This window comes from Chitinophaga jiangningensis (assembly GCF_900142605.1).
Classification (GTDB): domain Bacteria; phylum Bacteroidota; class Bacteroidia; order Chitinophagales; family Chitinophagaceae; genus Chitinophaga; species Chitinophaga jiangningensis.
This window is the reverse complement of sequence record NZ_FRBL01000001.1, coordinates 571,641-593,875: the sequence shown is the minus strand read 5'-3', so window position 1 is coordinate 593,875 and position 22,235 is coordinate 571,641. Positions and strand designations below refer to the sequence as shown.

The following is a 22,235-nucleotide window of genomic DNA, read 5'->3' as shown; positions in this document are numbered from 1 at the left end:
TCGCGGAATAGTGGTATTTTTGCGAAAATTTTGTTGCAATAATGATTTATTTAACGCGAGTAGAGAACTTTAATGCCGCGCATAAGTTATCTAACCCGAACTGGAGTGCAGAAAAGAACGAAGAGGTATTTGGAAAATGCGCCAATGTAAACTGGCATGGACATAATTACGAACTGCACGTTACGATAAAAGGCAATCCTGATCCTGAAACAGGATTCGTTTTCAATGCCAAAACTTTAGGAGTAATCATTAAGGATGTAGTCATTGAAAAGATTGACCACCGCAATCTCAATATGGACGTGGATTTCATGGCAGGTAAGTTTACCTCTGCTGAAAACCTGGCTATCGCCATCTGGGATCAGTTATCGCAGCATTTGCCAGCTGAAGTAATGCTGCATTGCATTAAGCTGTACGAAACTCCGCGCATCTACGTGGAATACTACGGAGGCAAGTAACCACGCTTCGTGGCCCCCGCAAGCAATTTTCGAACTAAAACATATAAGGATGGCGTATAATAAGATTGAAAGCTATGACGAAAAGATCACGGCCGATCTGAAGGATAATTACAAGCGATGCCTGGAACTGTTGGGAGAAGACTCGGAGAGGGAAGGCCTGGAAAAAACGCCGGAACGTATGGCCAAAGCCATGCAGTTTTTAACGCAGGGCTATCAGCAGGATGCTAAGGAAATCCTGTTGGGTGCACGGTTCACCGAAGCATACAGTGAAATGGTTATAGTGAAGGATATTGAGTTGTATTCGATGTGTGAACACCATATGCTGCCTTTCTTCGGAAAAGCGCATGTTGCCTATATCCCTAACGGTTATATCACCGGCCTGAGCAAAATTGCACGCGTAGTGGACGTTTTCGCCCGCCGCCTGCAGGTACAGGAGCGCCTTACCCACCAGATCCTGGATGCTATCCAGGAAGCCCTGGAGCCACAAGGCGTAGCCGTTGTAATCGAAGCGCAACACCTCTGCATGATGATGCGCGGGGTGCAAAAGCAAAATTCGATTACCACCACCTCCGCTTTCAGCGGACAATTCGCAGATGGTACCACCCGCGATGAGTTCCTGAAGCTGATCGGCAGATAATCACTGCGCATCGGTAGCCAATAAATCATTTTTTTCTTTCGATCGTGTGCCGAAGGCACACGATCGAAAGAAAAGGGGTCACGGCCGCAGGCCGTGACCCCTTTTCTTTTGGGACGAAATAAATTTCGTAAACCCGCTGTAGTTGTTCATTTCATTTTTATGCCCGGTTTTTCTTTTATTTGCAAACTGAAAAATCAGTGCAGTCGATGATTTTGTTATAAATTAATTGATTGTATATTTGATATATTTTTAATTCGACTTTAAACTTATAACATAACCAACATGAAGCATGCTTACGTATTCCCCGGACAAGGTTCTCAGTTTCCGGGAATGGGCAAAAACCTGTATGACACCAACGCAAAAGCAAAAGAGCTGTTCGAACGCGCAAACGAAATTCTCGGTTTCCGCATCTCCGATATCATGTTCAGCGGTACTGAAGAAGACCTGAAGCAAACCAAAGTAACACAGCCGGCGGTTTTCCTGCATGCAGTCATCGCTTTCCTGTGCACAGAGCATAGTCAGCCCGACATGGTAGCAGGCCACTCCCTGGGTGAGTTTTCCGCCCTGGTAGCCAACGGAGCGCTGTCGTTCGAAGAAGCCCTGAAGCTGGTAGCCATCCGCGCTAATGCCATGCAGAAAGCATGTGAGCTGCAACCATCTACCATGGCCGCAGTACTGGCCCTGGACGATGCTAAGGTAGAAGAAATCACTGCCGCTGTTACCGCCGAAACCGGTGAGGTAGTAGTAGCTGCCAACTATAACTGCCCTGGCCAGCTGGTAATTTCCGGTACGGTTAAAGGGGTGGAAATTGCCTGCGAAAGAATGAAAGCTGCCGGCGCTAAACGTGCACTGGTATTGCCAGTAGGCGGTGCTTTCCACTCTCCGCTGATGGCGCCTGCTAAAGAAGAACTGAAAGCAGCGATTGAAACCGCCACTTTCAACACGCCTTCCTGCCCGGTATACCAGAACGTAGTAGCAAAAGCTGTTACCAACCCGGAAGAAATCAAACAAAACCTGATTGATCAGCTGACTGGTGCTGTAAGATGGACACAGTCCGTACAGGCAATGGTTGCAGATGGGGCAACTGAGTTTACCGAAGTAGGCCCTGGTAAAGTGTTACAAGGCCTGGTGCAGAAAATCTATAAAGAAGCCGTGGTGAACGGTATCGAAAATAAATAAGCTATTCCCATTAATCCCACGCCATCGGCGTGGCATTAATGCAGCCGCCTTCAACGGCCCTTTGCATTACTCCGGAGCCTTCGGCTCCGGAGTAATGCAAAAATCAAATGGACGCCACCATCTCATACTGCGTAATATAATTGTTCAACCCCGCCTGCTCCAGAAAGCGACAGGTACCCTGATAACGATCATCAATATTAATCACGGTCAGCGTGCCGGGCAGCGCCTCCGCGGTATGCTTCAGCAGGGCATTCCCCACGCCACTGCGCCTGTAGCGCGGATCTACCGCTATACTTCTCACCCGCCGGGTAAGTACATTCACTGCAATAAAACCAATCACCTGCTCATCCTGCAGTGCTTCCCACACCGTGGTAGTTTTTTCGCGGCTGGCACTGGATAACAGGTTACACCAGCTGGGTTCCATATCCATGAATGTGCCGTACAGCAACCAGTTTGGCTGACGTTGTTCCCGCAGCATTACGGGAGCTGCCGGCAGTCCGGCTCTGACATCTCCCTTAAAACACTCCAATACCCTGTTTTTTTCAAACCCACTGTTTTTATAAGCCTTGATAGCAGGGAGATTAGACGTCAGTACTTCCAGTACAATCCTGCGCACACCGGCGTCCTGGTACCTGGGAATATAGGCCTCATACATCTTCTGCACGAGATGCTGACCACGATAAGCAGGCGTTACACCGGTACCACCGTTATACAGTACCGTCGGTGCAAATTTGTCATCTGCCCCATGCAAAATAAATGCGCCCAGCTCCGCACCGTTGAAAGCACCAATGGACCATTCCAGGCTGGTGTTTTCCCCCTGGAATTTCTCCTCCATCACGGACGGCGTCAGGTTAACCGGTACTATATAGTCGCTGAAGGCCAGGTTAAACGTATTGCAAAGGCTCATGGTCGATTGACCCTGCAGGTCGTGGAAATCACTCAGATAAATCATAACAACAAGGATATAACCAATATTAACAAGTAACAGGCATATACCTGCAATGATTTATACGAACGGAAAAATTACACCATTTCTATGCTCACGTTTACCCACTCAGGATCAAATTTCGCCTGAAACTTTTTGTAGAAGTTAATCGCTGGCTCATTCCATTCCAGCACCTGGAAGGTAATACCGCTGAATTGCTTTTCCCTGGCTTCTTTAAACAATTGCTCAAACAACAGCTGCCCGATTTTTTTGCCTCTCCATTTTTCGGTAACGATGATGTCTTCGAGGTAGAGGCGACACCCTTTCCAGGTAGAGTAACGGACATAATAAAGCGCAAAGCCAACAATCTGTTCGTTCACTTCCGCTACAAATGCCTTCCAAACAGGATTTTCCCCAAATCCGGCTGCTTCAAAATGTTCCAGCGTAACGGTTACCTCCTGTGACGCCTTTTCATATTCGGCCAGCTCCCGGATCAGCTCCAGCAGGCGCGGACAATCTTCCTTTCGGGCTACTCTCAGCGTGATATTATCCATAATAGTCATTATTTGTGCACAGCAAATATCGGTGCTCACAAAATGATTAACAATATTGTAAATTGAATGATTTTTCGGGAGATATTAATCCTGCTTTGCATGAAACCAATTTTACAGCGCTATACGGCCTATCATCTCTGGGCCAATAAGGAGATAGGGAAGCTTCTGGTGAAACTTACGCCTGAACAGGTGACTACCAACCTGGGCGGCAGTTTTGAGCATATGCGGGCCCTGGTTTGGCATGTGTGGGACAGCGAAAGTATCTGGTATCAGCGGTTACAGCTGGAGGAAAAGCCTATCCGGCCATCCGAAGGTTTTAGCGGCAGTTTTGCAGAAGGATGTGCTGCATGGCTCCGGCAATCGGCCCTGCTGGCCGAATGGGTGGCCTCCGCCACGCCTGCCCGCATTGATCACATCGTGGCTTTTACGCGTCAGAAAAATGAACATTACAAAATGGCCGTTGCGGATATTATCATGCATGTCTGCAACCACAGCACGTTTCACAGGGGGCAGCTGGTATTTATGTTGCGACAACTGGGCATCACTAAAATACCGTCCACGGATTTCAGCTCATTTAGCCGGAAGAAATAACGGGTTTTAATATTCATTATGTTATTTTTGAACTTACATTATCAGATAAAAGTATGAACGCGGCTTCTTTTTATGCTAAAGCCCCAAGGCACCTGGTGGCTGTGGATTGTATCATCTTCGGTTTCGATGAGGGTAAGCTCAAATTATTGGTTATCAAACGTAAAGTGGCTCCTATGGCCGGCGAATGGTCGCTCGTAGGAGGATTCGTACAACCGGATGAAAGCACCGACGATGCCGCCGCCCGCGTACTGAAACTGACTACCGGACTGGATGATATCTACATGGACCAGCTCCATTGCTATGGGGATGTAAACCGCGATACCGGCGCCCGAGTAATTTCGGTGGCCTATTACGCACTCATCCGTATTAAGGACCATGATAAGCCACTCGCACAGGAACATGGCGCTCACTGGCTGGAACTGGAACATATGCCGGAGCTGATCTTTGACCATAAAAAGATGATTGAAGACGCCCTGGTAAAACTCAGGGATAATGCACAGTTCCACCCGATAGGCTTTGAACTGCTGCCGCAGAAATTTACCCTTTCACAACTCCGTAGCCTATACGAAGAAATCTACGGCCGCACCCTGGATAAACGAAATTTCCGCAAAAAAATCCTCTCCCTGGATGTGATGGAGAAGTTGGATGAAAAAGATAAAACCTCTTCTAAAAAAGGTGCACATCTCTACCGGTTCGATCCGGAGAAGTATGAGCAACTGAAGAAAAAAGGCCTCGTATTCGAAATATAACACCCATGCCTGTCATCTATTGCGCTGTTCATTTTGTTCATTTTGCTGATAAGGCGAAGTAAACCCTGATTTCCATAGATTTTCGCTTTTTTTTGATTATTTTGAGTCATGCAATAAACCATGCATGTTCGAGTTGTTTCCATATCTAAAAAAAACTTCCTTAGTACTTTTATGTCTGTTGTTTTTATTCCGTGACTCGAGAGCGCAACAAGCGGAAATAGTCCGTGCTAAAGCATTGCTGCAACAGGTTAAAGACAGTACTTCTTACGTAGATGTGCTTAACAGGCTGACTGTGCTCTACCAGGCGTGTCAGCTGGATAGTTGTGGGCGTTATGCAAGTGATGCCATGCAGGTTGCCACCAGGTTACATTACAACACAGGACTTATCATTGCACTAAAAAACCTCGGCAGCTACTACGCATTTAAACCAAATCGTTATCTCTCCTATCTTTTTTATAATGAAAGTCTGGCTAACGCCAGAGAAGCAGGTGACCTTCCCAACGAAGCCATCAACCTGATGAACATCAGCATCTATCATCAGTACCTGGGGCATACTGCTGATGCAGTGAAAATGGCAGATACTGCCATGGCCATCGTAAACCAAACGGGCAACGATTCCATCAGAGCGCTGGTGCTGGCTAACTATTACAGTATTCATCATAACGATACGCTGCTGACTGCACACATGAAAGCTGTGGAAGCTTTGGAAGAAGCGGCAGTGTTAGCAGTGAAGTACGACGACTACCGCCAGATACTTTACACCAGGCTGTTTAAAGCCAATGAGTTGCAACGCAGCGGGCAGTTAAAAGATGCGATGGCGCTTATCCAACAGGTAGTGGATTCATCCAAATCATCCGGGCTTAACTACCTGGTGGTGTATGGAGATATTATGCTGGCGGGATATGCAACTGCACTTAAACAACCCGATAGCATCCGGTATTGTAAGGAGGCGCTGGAATATGCCCTCAAAGGCGGATACCTGGGCCTGATGCGACCTACGGTGATGACGCTGTATCAAAACAGTATAGCAGGAGGCGATACTGCCCGCGCAGATTATTACGCAGGACTGTTATGGACCATTCTGCAACAGGAACGTGCCGTACAAAAGGCCGGGGCCACTATCTATATGAACTTTGCATCTGCCGACAGGCAATTGGATAGTATGCGTACCCAGCATGCCAACCAGCACCGGCTCCTGGAAAAAAAGAACCTGGAGAATATCTACTGGCGCTACCTGCTGATATTTTTACTGGTAGTATTGCTGCTGTTGACATCCCTGCTTATACACGTGTTTCAGGCCTACCGGATGTCGCGTTCCAACAGCCGTAAGCTTGCCTACATGCAGCGTGAGTTGGAGCAAAGTACGGCACAGATGCGGGTGAACGACGATTTTAAAAACAAGCTGATCTCCCTGATTGCGCATGATTTCAGGAGTCCGCTAAACAATATAATCAGCATCAGCAGCTTTGTGAAAGATGATGCCATTTCGCTGGATGATGCTAAGGATATGATCATGCAGGTGGATACGCGCGCCCGTAATACACTACAGGTGTTTGATGGTATTCTGCGATGGATGAAAACACAGCTCACCGGCTTTAGCTATCAGCCAAAACCTTATGTGGTAAAGGATTTGATGAGCACTACTGCAAAAAATATTCAGCATCTGCTGACGGATAAAAATCTGCAGCTGGTGATCGATGCATCTACGGAAGTGCCCGTGTATGCCGACTTTGAAATGATCCAGTTTGTAAACAGAAACCTGTTACATAATGCCACTAAATATTCTGGTTCCGGTAAGCGTATAACGGTAACGGCTATACGTGATAATGATATGGTGACGGTGTCAGTTATGGATGAAGGAAGTGGTATTGATCCTGTGGTACTGCCGGGGTTGTTTTCCGTGGAGCAAACGACCACTGCCAAAAGTCGTAAAGGAAAAGGTGCAGGTATTGCATTAATTATTTGTAAAGATTTTATTGAAAAAATGAACGGGACCATCGGGGCGGAAAATAATGCGGACAAGGGCGCACGCTTTTTTTACAGTCTTCCATTGGCCACAATGAATAATGATGCGGGTAACTAAACAAATATACATGGCTGTGTGTCTGCTGCTGTGTATAACGGCGGCAATGCAGGCTATTGCCCGCCCTTATCCGGATTCGCTTACCCGCGATGAGATTTATCGCCTGGCGCAGTCGCAGGATACCGTGGCCGACAGCATTAATTACCTGCAATACCTGGTGAAGGAACGTGCAGCGGAGGCGCTGGCCCGTAAGAATGTACTGCAGCGGGAGCTGCTGCAACGGCGTATCCAGGATAAGAAAAATACACAGTTGCTGACGATAGGCGTGATTTCAGTGGCCATATTATTGCTGGTGCTGATCCTGACACGGTATTATCATTTCCGCAATTCGAGGCGGCAGGAGCAGCAGCTGGCCAGAGGCTATGCAGAAATTTCTGAGAAAAATGCAGAGCTGAAGGCGACGGATGATTTTAAGAATAAGCTGATTACCATTATTGCCAACGACTTCAGAGAGCCGTTGCTGCATATTACAGATGTAGCTGAAAAGCTGGAGCGTGGTGGTATGAGCAGGCAGGAGATGTTGGAGGAGATGGAAAAGATAGGGTTGTCGTCCCACAAAACACTGGATGTTTTTGACTATGTGCTGCGTTGGATTCAATTGCAGCTAGCCGGATATACTTATACACCGGTTACATGCAGGTTAAGGGAGATGATGAACCATCTGGCGGATAATCTCAGCTATATGAGCAGTAGTACATCGCCCCGTGTGGTGGACCGGATTCCCGATGATGCCACGGTGCTGGCAGATGCGGAAATGTTGCAGTTTGTGCTCAGGCAGATATTACTGGCTGCTTATCGGCATGGCCTGCCTGGCAGCCTGGTGATTGCGGATGCCTGGCCGGATGATAACAAAGTGCGTATTTCTATTGCGCTGGATGCCGGTGAAGCCGCTATGGAGGTATCGGAGAGCCTGTTTGCCTGGCAACGTGATACCGTGGCTTTAGGTATGGCGGTAAGCCGTGATTTTGCGGTAAGGATGCAGGGGGATATTCAGGTGGAAGCCAGCGCCGGGAGATACATTACCATCTCCCTGATATTACCAAAGTAAATGAAGGGAGTGATACTTATTTCATTGAAAATATAGTTTTGTGGCAACTATTTATTGCACCTGCGCGTATAATATTACATCATCTAATCTTCACCTGTATGCATATACGTACCCTTTTTACCGCTTTGTGTACCATGCTGCTGTTTGCCTCCTGCAGCAATAATGACGATGATGTGGTAGCGCCTCCTGTTGATCCGAATGCGCCCAGCTCAGGGACCTGGAAGGTTGCCCAGTTTTCGGAGCGAAATGAGGATCATACCAGCGAATTTAATGGTTACACTTTTACGTTCAGCAGCACTGGCACAGCATCAGCGCTCAAGGGCAGTGTAACTGCTAATGGTACCTGGAGTATCACGAATAATTCGGCCAGGTTTAACATCGATTTCGGCGCTAAGTCGGATGCGAATAAGCCATTGGGTGAGCTTACGGACGACTGGCGGATCATCAGCGTTAGCAGCACAAGGATTCAGCTGACGGATGACAATACTTCCAGTGCAGAAGTACTGACATTTACGAAGATCTAAAAAAAATAAAGGGGCTGACCAAAGTGTAAACTTTGATCAGCCCTTATGATTTCAAACATTTTTTCAGCTTAGTGACTACTGCACTTTATCGCCGTCGTATGCCCATTTGATGTAGCTGGAACCCCAGGTGAAACCACCGCCAAATGCAGCGAGGATGAGGTTGTCACCTTTTTTGAGTTGTTTTTCGTAGTCCCAGAGGCACAGCGGAATAGTTCCTGCAGTGGTGTTACCATAACGATGAATGTTCATCATTACTTTCTCGTCCGGCAGGTTGATATATTGCGAAGTTGCGTTGATAATGCGTTTGTTGGCCTGGTGAGGTACTAACCATGCAATGTTTTCGGCAGTGAGGTTATTACGTTTCATCACATCACCGGCAGCTTCTGCCATGTTGGAAACGGCATATTTAAATACCATTTTACCTTCCTGGTATACGTAATGTTCGCGGTTCTGCACTGTTTCGAGGGTGGCAGGTCTTACAGATCCACCAGCTTTCATGTGCAGGTATTCGCGGCCATGACCATCACTTTTCAGGATGCTGTCGATTAAGCCGTAGCCTTCTTCGTTTGGCTCGAGCAGTACGCCACCGGCGCCATCACCGAAGATGATGCAGGTAGTTCTGTCAGTATAATCAATGATAGAGCTCATTTTATCGGCACCGATCACCATTACTTTTTTATAACGGCCACTTTCGATGAAGCGTGCTCCTGTATCCAGTGCATAGAGGAAACCGGAACAGGCAGCGCTGATATCGAAACCGAATGCATTTACAGCCCCAATTTTATCAGTAACTACGTTGGCAGTAGCCGGAAAGGTCATATCTGGTGTAACAGTTGCAACTATCAGCAAGTCAATTTCCTCAGGGGAGATGCCTCTTTTCTTGCAAATTTCTAAAGCTACAGGCACACAAAGATCGGATGTGCCCTTGCCTTCACCCTTCAGAATCCTTCTCTCGGAAATTCCCGTGCGGGTAAGAATCCAATCATCTGTTGTGTCGACTAATTTCTCCAGTTCCTTATTGGTAAGAACGTAATCCGGAACATAGCCACCCACCGCTGTAATTGCGGCTGTAATTTTATTCATATGAACTAAATGTGTGTTTAAATCGAGGCGTAAAAATACGACATAAAGCAATATTTCCTAAAAAAGTCGCATATGATGCAATCCCGAAGGTTGACAATCCGTTAAAAGTTAGCATCTTTGCCGGTATTTCAGGAGATATGAATTTCATATTTTTCCGTCAATTTTTACTAAATTACTGAACCTTTACCTTCTATGATCGCTTATTTGAATGGAAAATTGGCTTACAAATCACCCGCACTGGTGCATATTGACATCAACGGAGTGGGGTACGAAGTCCAGATAAGTTTGAATACCTATTCCCGTATTCAGGGTCTGGAAGCCTGTAAGCTGTTAACCTGGTTACATATAAAGGAAGATGGCCATACGCTGTACGGTTTTTTTGAAGAATCCGAGAGAAGCCTTTTCCTGCTGCTAATCAGCGTTTCCGGTATCGGTGCCAGTACGGCCAGAATGATGTTGTCTTCTCTTCAACCGGAAGACATTACCCGGGCTATCATGATGGAAAATGAAAAGATGCTCGAGAGTGTAAAAGGAATCGGCGCTAAAACAGCCAAACGCGTGATTCTTGAGCTAAAAGACAAAGTGAAGAAAGGAAAGGACCATCCTACACATTTATCTTTACCTGTAAACAATACAATCCAGGAAGATGCGTTAAATGCACTGGTGACTTTGGGAATTGCCCGTAACATGGCAGAAACGGCAATCACGAGAGTTATGAAAAGCGATCCACTATTGCAAAACTTGGAAGAGTTAATCAAAAAAGCTCTGAAAAGCCTATAAATACGATTATACCTCTATAAAAACCTATTTTTTTGGCTATAAAGACATATTACGGTGTTTTTGCAGTAATAGGAATAGTATCTTTTATCATTGTTGACACTGCCGCCAGGGACCGTTCAGGAGGAATGCATTTGTCCACTGCTGTGAACGAAGCCCGGGTTTTGGAACAGGATACCACCGTTCCGGCTAAAACTACCCCGGACTCAACCAGAAAGAAAGATACCTTGAAATATCCCTTGCAGGACCGACGTGGCCCCAGTATTACAGATCAGGCCCCGTCCAAAACTGCTTTGGACCTCAAAGACCCTGCAAATATCAATAAGACCGTTGAATACGACCCTGTAACAAAGCAATATACCGTTACCGAAAAAATCGGTAACCAATACTATCGCAACCCCACTTATATGAGTTTCGACGAATTCTATAAGATGCAGGCGGCGCAAAGTGAGCAAAACTACTGGCAAAAAAGAGCTTCTACCCTCGGTAATCTTAACCAGAAAGGTAACGGCCCCACCATGTATAATGGCAATAACCTGTTCGACAGGCTGTTTGGCGGCAGTAAGGTGGACATCAAGCCACAGGGAAGCCTCGATCTCACCTTCGGTTACCAGGGCCAGAATATCAAAAACCCCGTACTCGTAGAACAAGCCCGCAGAAACGGCGGCTTCAACTTCGACATGGGCATCAACATGAACGTAACCGGTAAAATCGGCGAAAAACTTAAAATCCTCACCAACTACAATACACAATCGGCCTTCGATTTCGAAAACCAGATCAAACTGGAATACACCGGCTACGCCGACGAAATTATCAAGAAAATCGAAGCAGGTAACGTAAGCTTCCCCCTTCGCAGCTCCCTCATATCAGGGGTACAATCGCTGTTTGGGGTGAAAACACAACTGCAGTTTGGCCGCCTCACCGTTACCAGCGTACTCTCCAACCAGAAGTCGCAGAAACAAAACCTCCAGCTTAAAGGAGGTACTATGGTGCAGGACTACAACATCAGAGCAGATGAGTACGAGGATAACCGCCACTTCCTCATGGCGCAGTTTTTCCGCGATACCTTCAACTACGCCATGCGCAAACTCCCCATTATCCAATCCCTGGCTAATATCACCAGGCTGGAAGTATGGGTAACCAATAAAACCGGGGTGACCACCCAAACCCGCGACATCGTAGGTTTGATGGACCTGGGTGAACACGAGCCTTATAATAAAAGCCTCTCCGTACTCACCTCCAACCGCCTGCCGGACAATAACGTCAATGACCTGTATCAGAAATTGATTAATGATCCGAGTAGTCGCGCCACCGGAACAGCCGTAAGCCGGCTCCTGGCCCTGGGGCTTGCACCTGTGTCAGAGTTTGAGAAAACGTTCGCCCGAAAGCTCGACTCCACGGAATATACGGTGAACAAACAACTGGGTTTCATCTCCCTAAACCAACAACTGCAGCCAGACGAAGTCCTGGCTGTTGCCTTTCAATATACCTACAACGGCAAGGTGTATAAAGTGGGTGAGTTTTCACAGGACGTACCCCCGGATCAGAACAACTCCGCCAACCAGCCGGTACTGTTCCTCAAGCTCCTGAAAGCTACCTCCGCCCGCCCGGCACTCCCTATCTGGGACCTGATGATGAAAAACGTGTATAACACCGGCGGTTATGCACTCAATAAAGAAGACTTTAAACTCGACATCTACTATAAAGATCCCGGTGCGGAAGGACGCCCGCCAAGTGATAAACGCTACATCCCTGATGCACAGGGCAGCCTGGCAGGTGCACCGATCATTACCATCCTCAACCTCGACCGCCTCAACAACCAGCTGGATCCTCAGCCGGACGGTGTGTTTGACTACGTGGAAGGCTATACGATCAATTCCCTCAACGGCCGTGTGATGTTCCCTATGCTGGAGCCTTTCGGCGATGGCCTGAAACCTGCATTCAATGGGAATGTAGGGCTTGAAAAACAATATCTCTATAACGTACTCTACGATTCCATCAAAGTAGTAGCACAGCAGTTCCCGCAACTGAACAGGTACGTGCTGCGTGGTTCCTATAAATCCGCCAGCTCCTCCGAAATCAGCCTGGCACCTAATATCCCGCCGGGTTCGGTGACCGTAACTGCAGGTGGACAGCTGCTGCGTGAAAATGTGGATTATATCATTGATTACAACATGGGCCGGCTGAAAATTATCAACGGCGGTGTACTCAATGCAGGTGTGCCTATCAATGTACAGTATGAAAATAACTCGCTGTTCGGGCAACAGGTGAGGAACTACTTTGGTACACGGTTCGACTATCTCGTGAATGATAAACTCAGTCTGGGTGGTACGATCGTGCGAATGAGTGAACGCCCCTACTACCAAAAGGTGAACTACGGCGATGACCCTATCAAAAATACCATGGTAGGCCTCGACGTCAACTATAACTCCGAGTGGAAAGGGCTTACCAAGTTCCTGAATAAACTACCGAACTATAACTCTACCGCACCATCCAGTATTATTTTCACCGGTGAGGTTGCGCGGTTGTTCCCAGGACATAGTAAGCTCATTAACCAACCCGGCAGCAAGGAAGGAACCACTTATATCGATGACTTTGAAGGTGTGAAAAGTGGATACGACCTGAAATTCCCTGCCACTAACTGGGCCCTGGCATCCACCCCGAAAGGCGCTACCAATGCAGCCGGACAGGTAATGTTCCCGGAAGCAGAATACAATAATATCCTGGATTACGGTAAAAACAGGGCGAAACTGGCCTGGTATATTATCGAGCCTACGTTGCAGATCCCGAGATCACCAAATCTCCCGGCAGGTATCGGCGTAGAGGAGCAATCCGACCCACGCGTACGCCTGGTGTATCAGAACGAGGTATTCAAAAATAAATCTACTGACTTCGGACAAAGCCAGCTGAGTACACTCGACCTGGCCTACTATCCGAAAGATCGTGGTCCGTATAACTTCACTTCCAGCCAAATGTCCGTAGACCGTAACGGTAAACTGATGCAGCCGCAAACCCGTTGGGCGGGTATTATGCGCGCACTGGATAACAGTGACTTTGAAACGGCTAACATCGAATACATCGAATTCTGGATACAGGATCCGTTTAACGCCATGACCAACCAGGCCGGTGGTCAGCTGTATATCAACCTCGGTAACGTGTCAGAGGATATCCTCAAGGATTCCAAGAAATTCTTTGAGAACGGACTGCCTAACCCATCTGAAACCAATAAACTGGATTCTTCCAAATGGGGCCGCATTCCTAAATTCCAGCAGCAGATCACCCAGGCATTCGATAACGACCCTGCCATCAGGGCCTTCCAGGACGTAGGGTACGATGGTTTGCAGTCTGCCGATGAACAGGCATTCTTTAAAAGCTATCTCGACTCTATCGATCAGCAGTTCGGTTCTTCCTCACCGATCGGCCAACAGGCGCATGTGGATCCGTCCAATGATAACTATAAGCATTACCGCGACGCTTCTTATAATGGTTCCTCTATTCTCTTCCGTTATAAGAACTACAGCAATCCGGAGGGCAACTCCCCGGCATCCAGCGGCAACTCCACGTATTCATCTGCCGCTACCAACATACCGGAGTCAGAAGACCTGAACAGGGACAACACCCTCAATGAAACAGAGGAGTACTTCCAGTACCGGGTGGACCTGAAGCCTGACATGGTGGTAGGTCAGAACTACCTCGTGGATAAAATTCCGGCTAACGTAAAACTGGCGAACGGAAAGGATACAGTGGAATACTGGTACCAGTTTAAAGTGCCTATCCGCCAGTATGATACCAGAGTTGGTAACATCCCTGACTTCAAATCAATCCGCTTCATGCGTATGTTTATGACCAACTGGCAGGACTCCGTGGTACTCCGTTTCGGTAAGCTGGAGCTGGTGCGCAGCCAGTGGCGTAAATACGATTACGAGCTGAAAGCAGGTGACCCAATTCCTTTGGATAACAGTGTAACATTTAACCAGACGGCGGTGAACATCGAAGAAAACTCCAGCCGCCTGCCTATTAACTATGTACTGCCAAACGGAGTGGTGCGTCAGAATACCATCAGTACCAACAATACCACCCTGCAGCTCAACGAGCAGTCGTTGTCGTTACAGGTTTGTAACCTGAAAGATGGTGATATCAGGGCAGTGTATAAAACCCTGAACATGGATATGCGCCAGTATAAAAAGATGCAGATGTATATCCACGCGGAAGGTTCAGGTACCTCTATGGACCTGAAAGATGGCGACCTGCAGGCGGTAATTCGTATTGGTAGCGACTTTGTGAGCAACTACTACGAATATCGTATTCCTCTGAAGGTCACCAACCCGAACACCGGAAAAAGTGATCCGAACCAGATCTGGCCAGAGCAAAATAACATGGAACTGGTACTGGCTAACCTCAGTAAGCTGAAGCAACTACGTAACATGTGCGACTCCTGTTCGCCGCTGCTGCCATATCCGGCCGTTCCGGTGAAAGATGAATATGGTGGCTATATGTCGATTGTAGGTAACCCAAGCCTCGGTGATTCCAGGACGATGATGATCGGTATCCAGAACACCAAAGACGATGGTTTGCCGAAGTGTGGAGAGGTTTGGCTCAACGAGCTGCGTCTGTCTGACTTTGATGAAAAAGGAGGTTATGCGGCTTTGGGCAGGGTAGATGTCCAACTCTCCGACCTGGGTACCGTTTCCGTTTCAGGTAATATGCACACGGCAGGTTTCGGAAATATCGACCAGCGCGTAAATGAACGCTTCCGCGATAACTTCCTGCAATATGATGCCGCTGCTAACCTGGACCTGGGTAAACTGCTGCCGAAAAATGCAGCAATATCTATTCCTGTATATGCCGGCTACTCGCAGTCAGCCAGCAATCCGGAGTATGACCCGTACGACCTTGACATCAAACTAAAAGATAAACTCAGCCTGGCACGCAGTAACCGGGAGCGCGACTCTATCCGCAAAAATGCGCAGGACTTCACTTCCATTACAAGTCTGAACTTTACCAACGTAAGGAAGATGAGTACCAAAAAAGGTAAACGCCAGCTGTGGGATATCGAAAACTTTGATGTGAGTTATTCCTTCTCCCAGATCAACCGGCATAACCCGATCATCCAGAATGATGTGCTTACGAAACATCGCGGAGGACTGGGCTATAACTTCTCCGGAGAACAAAAATATGTAGAACCGTTTAAACGCATGATCAAGTCAAAATCGCACTGGCTTGACCTGGTGAAGGATTTCAACTTCAACTATGTGCCCAGTATCCTCAGCTTCAGGGCCGATATCTCCCGTCAGTTCGGGGCTACCAGGGTGCGTAACGTGGGTGGTGATACGAAATACCAGCTGCCGGAAACGTATAACAAGTACTTCACTTTCGACCGCTATTACAGCATGAAGTGGGACCTGAGCCGCAGCATTAACGTTGAGTTTAATGCCGTGAACCGTGCCCGTGTGGATGAGCCGGATGGCAGGATCAATACTTCGGAGAAGAAGGATACCCTCTGGAAAAACTTCTTCAAGGGAGGCCGTACTACTAACTATTCACAGAATGCGAATATTCTGTATGTACTGCCAACCGCGAAGTTCCCGGCACTGAGCTGGACCAGCGCTACCATTTCCTATGGTACGGAATACTACTGGAACGGGGCATCCCAACTGGCGCTGTACCTGGGTAATGCCATCGAAAATGCCAATACGAAAAGGTTTACTACAGAGCTTCGCTTTACCGATCTGTATAATAAATCGAAGTTCCTCCGGGCGGTGAATAGTCGCCGGCCAACCAGCAATAACAATAACAACAAGCAGCAAAACAATAAAGATCCAAAAGATCCAAAGGCTGCGGGTAATAATAATACCCAGAACAACGCCGACGAGATTTCAGGGTTCGTGAAAGCGGCCTTCAAAGCGTTGACGATGGTGAAAATGGTGACGTTCAACTACGATGAAAATGCGGCTACCCGCATGCCAGGTTACCTGGATAGTACCAAGATACTGGGCATGAACTGGCAGTCGATGGCGCCGGGGCTTGACTTCGTATTCGGTTACCAGCCTGACAAGGCATGGATGGATCGTTTTGCGGCCAAAGGACTGGTAACACCGGATCCATTGCTGAACATCCAGTTCCAGCAGCAGTTTACCCAGCGCTGGAACCTCCAGGCTCAACTGGAACCTATCAGCGATCTGCGTATTGACCTGAACATGACCAAGTCGTTCTCAAAAACACATTCTGAGCTGTTTAAACGCGTGGATGATACTTCCGGCTTTGCTCACTTGAGTCCGTATGACGCGGGTGGATTTGAGATCACCTACATCGCTGTTAAAACGATGTTTGGTGATATTCAGACAGCAGAAGGGGTGTCACAAACCTTCCGCAGGTTTGAGAACTACCGCAATATTATTTCCCAGCGCTTAGGTGCAGCCAACCCTTACAATGCTGATGCAGGAGTGCCTTATTACGATCCTAAAGATCCAACCTACCGTTATGGTTATACCAGGTATGCGCAGGACGTTCTCATCCCTTCATTTATGGCGGCTTACACGAATAAGAGTCCGGAAGACATTCCATTGCTGAAGCAGGGGAATGATAATGTGAGGAGCAATCCGTTTAGTAAATACTTCCCTAAACCAAACTGGAATATTACCTATAATGGGTTGACTAAAATTGAACCATTCAGGAGTATACTTACCAACTTCACGTTGTCGCACAAATACACCGGTACACTGAGTATGAGCTCCTTCAATACGAGTATGTATTATGAGGATCCACGTATTGCAGGTTATCCGGCGTTCAGGGACACTATCAGTGGTAACTACTATCCATATTTCATGGTGCCTAACCTGACCATGACAGAGGCCTTTGTGCCGTTACTGGGTATGGATATGACCTTCACCAATACCCTGAACCTGCGACTGGAATTTAAGAAATCCCGCAGTCTGAGTCTTAGCCTGATCGACTACCAGCTGACGGAATTACGTTCCACAGAAGTAGCGATAGGCGGTGGTTACCGTATCCGCGGAGTGACTTTACCTTTTGCTGTGAATAAAGAAGGCAGCAAGCGTTTGCAGAATGACCTGAACATCAGGCTAGATTTAAGTTTGAGAGATGATAAGACCGTGAATAACAGGTTGGATGCCGACCAGGTAATTCCTACCAGTGGTCAGAAGGTATTGCGTATTGCACCGAGCATTGACTATGTGGTGAACAATCGTTTGAACCTGCGTTTCTTCTATGACAGAGCACAAACGATACCGGCGATATCTTCGGCGTATCCGATTACGAATACCCGTGGTGGTTTAACGTTACGATTTGTATTATCACAATAATAGTTTTAGTACATGGTGCGATATACCCATCGCCTCCGGCGATGGGTATATCGCAAAAAAAAAGAGGAGCCACCGGCTCCTCTTTTTTTTGCGATAAAAAAATCAGACTTTCCTTTTTTAAAGTTTTCCATCCTATCTTTGCCCGGATTTGAAATACCTTGTTATCATATTAGTGTTCGCAGGATTATTGCTGGAGAATGCCAGCAAGGGCCTGATTGTGCTGCAATACTGGGCTAACCAGCAGTACATTGCGCAGAACCTTTGTGAAAACAGGGATAAGCCTCAAATGCACTGTAATGGCCGCTGTCACCTTAAGAAAGAATTAGAGAAAGATGCGCAGCCGGAGAAAAGCAGCAACACAAATAAAGAGAGTTACGAAGTAATGTTTGTAAACGAGCTGCAATCGTTTTTACAGGCACCTCCTGCCAATGAAATAATACATTCCGGATATTATAAGGATCCCGTACTTCCGACGCCTGTATTTGCTATTTTCCATCCTCCTCAGTGGTACAACTGTTGATACCCGTTTCTTAGACTTTTCAGATTTACAAACCCCGGGAGTGGCCACAGGCCTGTCCCAGCTGTTTATTGTACCACATGAAACAATGTTGTTTACTCATCATTGCGTGTTTGGCTGCAATGCAGACCCATGCCCAGCAATTACGTGGGCGTGTGGCTGACATGCAAACACGCGAAGCATTACCAGGCGCGGTAATAAGTACGCTCAATAATAATAAGGGCTGTGCAGCGGATGCACAGGGATTATTCGGATTAGACGCCGGAAACGCTGATTCCATCAAGATTTCCAGCGTTGGATATATCACCAGGAAGTTGCCGGTTACAGCGGTTACGCAGGGCATTATTTACCTGGAGCCGGTAGCGGCCAATCTCAATGAAGTAATAGTATCTTCCTCAAGGGATAAACAATACAGGACTGATGCGCCGGTCGCCATCAGCACTATATCTCCCCAAACACTACAGGATACAAAGGCTACTACACTGGACAAGGTGTTGAATAAAGTAAGCGGAGTGTATATGGTGGACCTGGGTAACGAACAGCATACCATGGCTATTCGCCAGCCGATAGGTTATAAGAGCCTGTTCCTGTACCTGGAGGATGGTATTCCCATCCGCACTGTAGGCGATTTTAACCACAATGCGCTGATAGAAATCAATATGGCGGCGCTGCGGAACATAGAAGTGATCAGAGGTCCGGCTTCCTCCCTGTACGGCAGTGAAGCAGTAGGCGGAGCCGTCAATTTTATTACGTTGTTGCCCACCATTGCGCCTACTGTAAAGGTGCAGGCGGAAATGAGTAACTGGGGGTATAAACGTACCGACTTCAGTGCCAGCGGTACCAGTGGTAAGTGGGGGGCGGTAGTGTCGGGCTACTACGCTAATCAATCCAACGGATACATGGACCACAGCGATTTCCATAAGCTGGGCCTGAGCCTTAAAACCGTATACCAGGCTAATGCCACTACCCGCTGGACCAATGCCGCTACTTTAATAAATTACAATACTGATCAGACAGGTGGCCTCGACAGTGCTCATTTTTACAGCAAAGATTACCGCAATTTTCAAACTTTTACTTACAGAGATGTACAGGCCTTGCGGATAAGAAGCACGTTAGATAAACAATGGAATGAGGATAACAGCACCAGCTTCACGGCGTTTTACCGGCATAGTACCATCGGGCAAAACCCTTTCTATGCGATAAAAAATACGGCTGATCCGCTTCGGTCCACCGGGCAAATCAATAGTGATGGCTTTCATAGCTATGGTATGATTATCCAGCATAAAAAGCGTTTCAACTGGAAGGAGGCTGCGCTGATAGCTGGTGTGAGTGCGGATTATAGCCCTGCAACGTATTATGCGGGTTTTATTACGGTAGATAGAAATGCCGCCGGTTATTATACTTCCTATCAAACAACGGATTCAGTGTTGACGGATTACAAGGTAGGACTCCTGAATACTGCTGCTTACACGCAATTTGAAATGTCGCCTTTGCACCGGATGAAAATGGTAGCGGCGTTGCGATACGACCGCATGGATTATGATTTTGTGAATCATCTTACCCCATCAGCATATACGGGTGCACCCAGTGAAAAAAATAATTTCAATGCGCTCACCCCTAAGCTGGGATTGATTTATAGCCTGGAGAATCAAATTGGTTTTTACGCGAATTACAGCAGGGGTTTTGCGCCACCAAATATTTCTGAATTGTACCAGGGAGTGAAGGTACCGGTGTTGGAACCTGCTACTTATAATAACTACGAAGTAGGTGGCTGGTTTGGCTTTGCAGGAAATAAGGGGTATGCAGATATTAGTGTATATCGGATGAAAGGCACCAATGAAATTGTAAGTGTGCGTACGCAGGATGGTAGCTATGAAAACCGTAATACGGGTGCTACCACGCATCAAGGCATAGAATGGAATGTGAAGTACAATTTATGCAGCAGTATTCTGCTGCGTACGAGTGGTACTTATGCGCATCATAACTTTGACGCCTATACGGAGAAGGGAAAGGTGTATAATGATAATCGGATGAATGGTGCCCCGCAGTGGATTACCAACAGTGAAATAACGTGGAAACCTTTGTTCCTGAAAGGTTTCAGGTTGGGTGGCGAATGGCAGCATATCGGTAGTTATTACATGGACCCTGCCAATACAGCGATGTATGGGGGCTATGACCTGTTTAACCTGCGTGCAGGATATGCTTTTAAAAGTATCGACTGCTGGATCAACTGCATGAATGTGGGGGACCAGCTGTATGCTACCACTGCGGAGAAGAGTGCTTATGGCGCCACCTACAGGGTAGGGCCTCGGCAGACGTTCAATGTTGGAATCGGATATACTTTCACCGGAAAAAAGTAACAATATGAAAATGATCTGGATAGCAGTCATCATTTTTTTTACTGCTTGTACTGTCAGGGAGAAACCAACTGCGCGATTCCTGTCGCACCCGGATGTGGCAGCTTCCTGCCCCTACATTACACACGATGCAGCGGGGAACCTGGCTATCAGCTGGATTGAAACGGATACGGCTGACAATAGTTATATCTATTATACTGTTTCTGCCGATCAGGGGGAAACCTTTGCAGCGCCGGTGCAGGTAACTGGTTCTGCGGGTGTATATCCGCACGATGAAAACCTGCCGAAGGTATTGTTTAAACCGGATGGAAGTATCATTGCCATGTTTGGTACTGAAGCTAACGATGCGCGGAACAAGTATGCCGGTAAGGTGATGTATACACAATCGTTTGACAGTGGCCGCACCTGGCAACCTGCTATGCCATTGGTGACTGATACGGCCGGATATGATCAGCGGTATTTTGACATGGCATTGCTGCCAAACGGAGAGGCAGCAGCCATCTGGCTGGATAATCGCAAGGTGGCCAGTGCAGAAGGCTCTACGCTGTACTTTGCGCGCACCAATGGCCGCAATGGATTTGGCGATGCCAGCCCGGTAGTAGAAACGGTGTGCCAGTGCTGCCGTACCAAGCTGCTGGTGGATGATAAAGGCGCGGTGCATGTGGTGTACCGGGATATTATCAACGATAGTATCCGTGATATGGTGCACCAGGTGTCGGTGGATAACGGACAACATTTTTCCCCGCCGGTACGCATCAGTGCGGATAACTGGGTGGTAAACGGTTGCCCGCACACAGGACCAACTTTAGGTGTGAATAAAACCGGCCTCCACTTCGCCTGGTTTACCATGGGGCATGGAAAAGGGGTGTTCTACTGCCGCTCTGTGGATAACGGGAACGCCTATACGCAAAAGGAGTCGCTCAGCGGAGCCCCTATGGCCAAGCATCCGCAGCTGACGGTTGGTGCAAACGGAGATGTGTATATCGCCTGGGATGAGCCGGTAAAAGTTGGGGATGATTTCAACAGCAGGATCGGGTTTGTGCATAAGTCGCCCGATGGTAAAACTATCTCTTCTTCCCCCCTTACATCCGATAGTGCCTACGCTAATTTCCCGGTGGTGGGTACGGCAGGAAATAAGGTGCTGGTGGTATACAAGCAGCGGGTGGGAAAAGGTACCGGTGTGGCATGCCAGGTGTTGCAGCCATAAAATTGTTCGCTTGCAATTTATTATCTGTAGAGACGGGCGCAGCCTGTTTCTACGAAAGGACATAAAAAAAACGCGGGGCACCTGGTGCTCCGCGTTTCAAATCATTGAGTACAACAATACATCTCAGCTGTAACCAAAAGAGAAACCTTTTTGTCCAGCCCAATCTGTCGCAGTAACCCAGCGGCCGTAATTGCCTTTTGATGTGTTACCGAAATAGTAGCGCCACT

At 47.5% G+C, this 22,235-nt stretch carries 16 protein-coding genes; 13 read left to right on the top strand and 3 right to left on the bottom strand.

The annotated features are described in order from the left end of the window. Positions 1-41: 41 nt before the first annotated feature. From BUB18_RS02365 to fabD, 3 genes are all read left to right on the top strand, one after another. A complete protein-coding gene (locus tag BUB18_RS02365; RefSeq protein ID WP_073077622.1) occupies positions 42-455 on the top strand; it encodes a 6-pyruvoyl trahydropterin synthase family protein in 414 nt (137 codons plus the stop codon). A 49-nt stretch (positions 456-504) separates the two neighbouring features. Continuing rightward, positions 505-1,092: a GTP cyclohydrolase I FolE gene (folE, locus tag BUB18_RS02360; RefSeq protein ID WP_073077619.1), complete on the top strand. Its 588-nt coding sequence runs from the start codon at positions 505-507 to the stop codon at positions 1,090-1,092. Positions 1,093-1,374: 282 nt separating this feature from the next. After that, positions 1,375-2,271, top strand: a complete 897-nt coding sequence (fabD, locus tag BUB18_RS02355) for an ACP S-malonyltransferase (protein WP_073077616.1) — start codon at positions 1,375-1,377, stop codon at positions 2,269-2,271. A gap of 103 nt (positions 2,272-2,374) precedes the next feature. Here fabD and BUB18_RS02350 read toward each other — a convergent pair whose 3' ends face one another. Both BUB18_RS02350 and BUB18_RS02345 read right to left on the bottom strand, forming a co-directional pair. Then, positions 2,375-3,223, bottom strand: coding sequence for a GNAT family N-acetyltransferase (locus BUB18_RS02350; protein ID WP_073077613.1), 849 nt, complete (start codon positions 3,221-3,223; stop codon positions 2,375-2,377). Positions 3,224-3,294: 71 nt separating this feature from the next. Then, a complete protein-coding gene (locus BUB18_RS02345) occupies positions 3,295-3,750 on the bottom strand; it encodes a GNAT family N-acetyltransferase (RefSeq protein ID WP_073077610.1) in 456 nt (151 codons plus the stop codon). Positions 3,751-3,849: 99 nt separating this feature from the next. On the opposite strand from BUB18_RS02345, the gene BUB18_RS02340 reads away from it, so the two are divergent. The 5 genes from BUB18_RS02340 (at position 3,850) to BUB18_RS02320 (ending at position 8,745) form a co-directional block, all read left to right on the top strand. Then, a complete protein-coding gene (locus tag BUB18_RS02340) occupies positions 3,850-4,341 on the top strand; it encodes a DinB family protein (protein ID WP_073077607.1) in 492 nt (163 codons plus the stop codon). A 53-nt stretch (positions 4,342-4,394) separates the two neighbouring features. Continuing rightward, a complete protein-coding gene (locus BUB18_RS02335) occupies positions 4,395-5,090 on the top strand; it encodes an NUDIX hydrolase (RefSeq protein WP_073077605.1) in 696 nt (231 codons plus the stop codon). A 178-nt stretch (positions 5,091-5,268) separates the two neighbouring features. Then, complete coding sequence (locus tag BUB18_RS02330) at positions 5,269-7,173, top strand: sensor histidine kinase (protein WP_178372067.1); 1,905 nt, start codon at positions 5,269-5,271, stop codon at positions 7,171-7,173. A 10-nt stretch (positions 7,174-7,183) separates the two neighbouring features. Further along, entirely contained in the window at positions 7,184-8,221 is a 1,038-nt protein-coding gene (locus BUB18_RS02325; protein WP_073077602.1) for a sensor histidine kinase, read from the top strand. A 98-nt stretch (positions 8,222-8,319) separates the two neighbouring features. Next, positions 8,320-8,745 (top strand): hypothetical protein, encoded by a 426-nt coding sequence (locus BUB18_RS02320; RefSeq protein WP_073077600.1) that lies wholly within the window; start codon positions 8,320-8,322, stop codon positions 8,743-8,745. 75 nt (positions 8,746-8,820) lie between these two features. Here the strand turns inward: BUB18_RS02320 and BUB18_RS02315 are convergent, their stop codons facing one another. Further along, positions 8,821-9,828, bottom strand: a complete 1,008-nt coding sequence (locus BUB18_RS02315; protein WP_073077598.1) for a beta-ketoacyl-ACP synthase III — start codon at positions 9,826-9,828, stop codon at positions 8,821-8,823. 192 nt (positions 9,829-10,020) lie between these two features. Here BUB18_RS02315 and ruvA point away from each other — a divergent pair, with 192 nt between their 5' ends. From ruvA to BUB18_RS02290, 5 genes are all read left to right on the top strand, one after another. Beyond that, positions 10,021-10,608, top strand: coding sequence for a Holliday junction branch migration protein RuvA (gene ruvA / locus BUB18_RS02310; protein WP_073077597.1), 588 nt, complete (start codon positions 10,021-10,023; stop codon positions 10,606-10,608). Positions 10,609-10,640: 32 nt separating this feature from the next. Beyond that, positions 10,641-17,927: a T9SS outer membrane translocon Sov/SprA gene (sov, locus tag BUB18_RS02305; protein WP_073077595.1), complete on the top strand. Its 7,287-nt coding sequence runs from the start codon at positions 10,641-10,643 to the stop codon at positions 17,925-17,927. Positions 17,928-18,075: 148 nt separating this feature from the next. Then, on the top strand, positions 18,076-18,447 hold the full coding sequence (locus tag BUB18_RS02300) for a hypothetical protein (protein WP_073077593.1): 372 nt from the start codon (positions 18,076-18,078) through the stop codon (positions 18,445-18,447). A gap of 77 nt (positions 18,448-18,524) precedes the next feature. Continuing rightward, positions 18,525-20,804 (top strand): TonB-dependent receptor, encoded by a 2,280-nt coding sequence (locus BUB18_RS02295; protein WP_073077591.1) that lies wholly within the window; start codon positions 18,525-18,527, stop codon positions 20,802-20,804. 4 nt (positions 20,805-20,808) lie between these two features. After that, the gene (locus BUB18_RS02290) at positions 20,809-22,008 is read left to right on the top strand and encodes a sialidase family protein (protein ID WP_073077590.1); all 1,200 of its coding nucleotides are present in this window, start codon (positions 20,809-20,811) and stop codon (positions 22,006-22,008) included. Positions 22,009-22,235: the final 227 nt, after the last annotated feature.

Bases quoted from the DNA above. Each gene is read 5' to 3' on its own strand.
- BUB18_RS02365 (WP_073077622.1), top strand. From the start codon at position 42: ATGATTTATTTAACGCGAGTAGAGAACTTTAATGCCGCGCATAAGTTA.
- folE (WP_073077619.1), top strand. From the start codon at position 505: ATGGCGTATAATAAGATTGAAAGCTATGACGAAAAGATCACGGCCGAT.
- fabD (WP_073077616.1), top strand. From the start codon at position 1,375: ATGAAGCATGCTTACGTATTCCCCGGACAAGGTTCTCAGTTTCCGGGA.
- BUB18_RS02350 (WP_073077613.1), bottom strand. From the start codon at position 3,223: ATGATTTATCTGAGTGATTTCCACGACCTGCAGGGTCAATCGACCATG.
- BUB18_RS02345 (WP_073077610.1), bottom strand. From the start codon at position 3,750: ATGGATAATATCACGCTGAGAGTAGCCCGAAAGGAAGATTGTCCGCGC.
- BUB18_RS02340 (WP_073077607.1), top strand. From the start codon at position 3,850: ATGAAACCAATTTTACAGCGCTATACGGCCTATCATCTCTGGGCCAAT.
- BUB18_RS02335 (WP_073077605.1), top strand. From the start codon at position 4,395: ATGAACGCGGCTTCTTTTTATGCTAAAGCCCCAAGGCACCTGGTGGCT.
- BUB18_RS02325 (WP_073077602.1), top strand. From the start codon at position 7,184: ATGGCTGTGTGTCTGCTGCTGTGTATAACGGCGGCAATGCAGGCTATT.
- BUB18_RS02320 (WP_073077600.1), top strand. From the start codon at position 8,320: ATGCATATACGTACCCTTTTTACCGCTTTGTGTACCATGCTGCTGTTT.
- BUB18_RS02315 (WP_073077598.1), bottom strand. From the start codon at position 9,828: ATGAATAAAATTACAGCCGCAATTACAGCGGTGGGTGGCTATGTTCCG.
- ruvA (WP_073077597.1), top strand. From the start codon at position 10,021: ATGATCGCTTATTTGAATGGAAAATTGGCTTACAAATCACCCGCACTG.
- BUB18_RS02295 (WP_073077591.1), top strand. From the start codon at position 18,525: ATGAAACAATGTTGTTTACTCATCATTGCGTGTTTGGCTGCAATGCAG.
- BUB18_RS02290 (WP_073077590.1), top strand. From the start codon at position 20,809: ATGAAAATGATCTGGATAGCAGTCATCATTTTTTTTACTGCTTGTACT.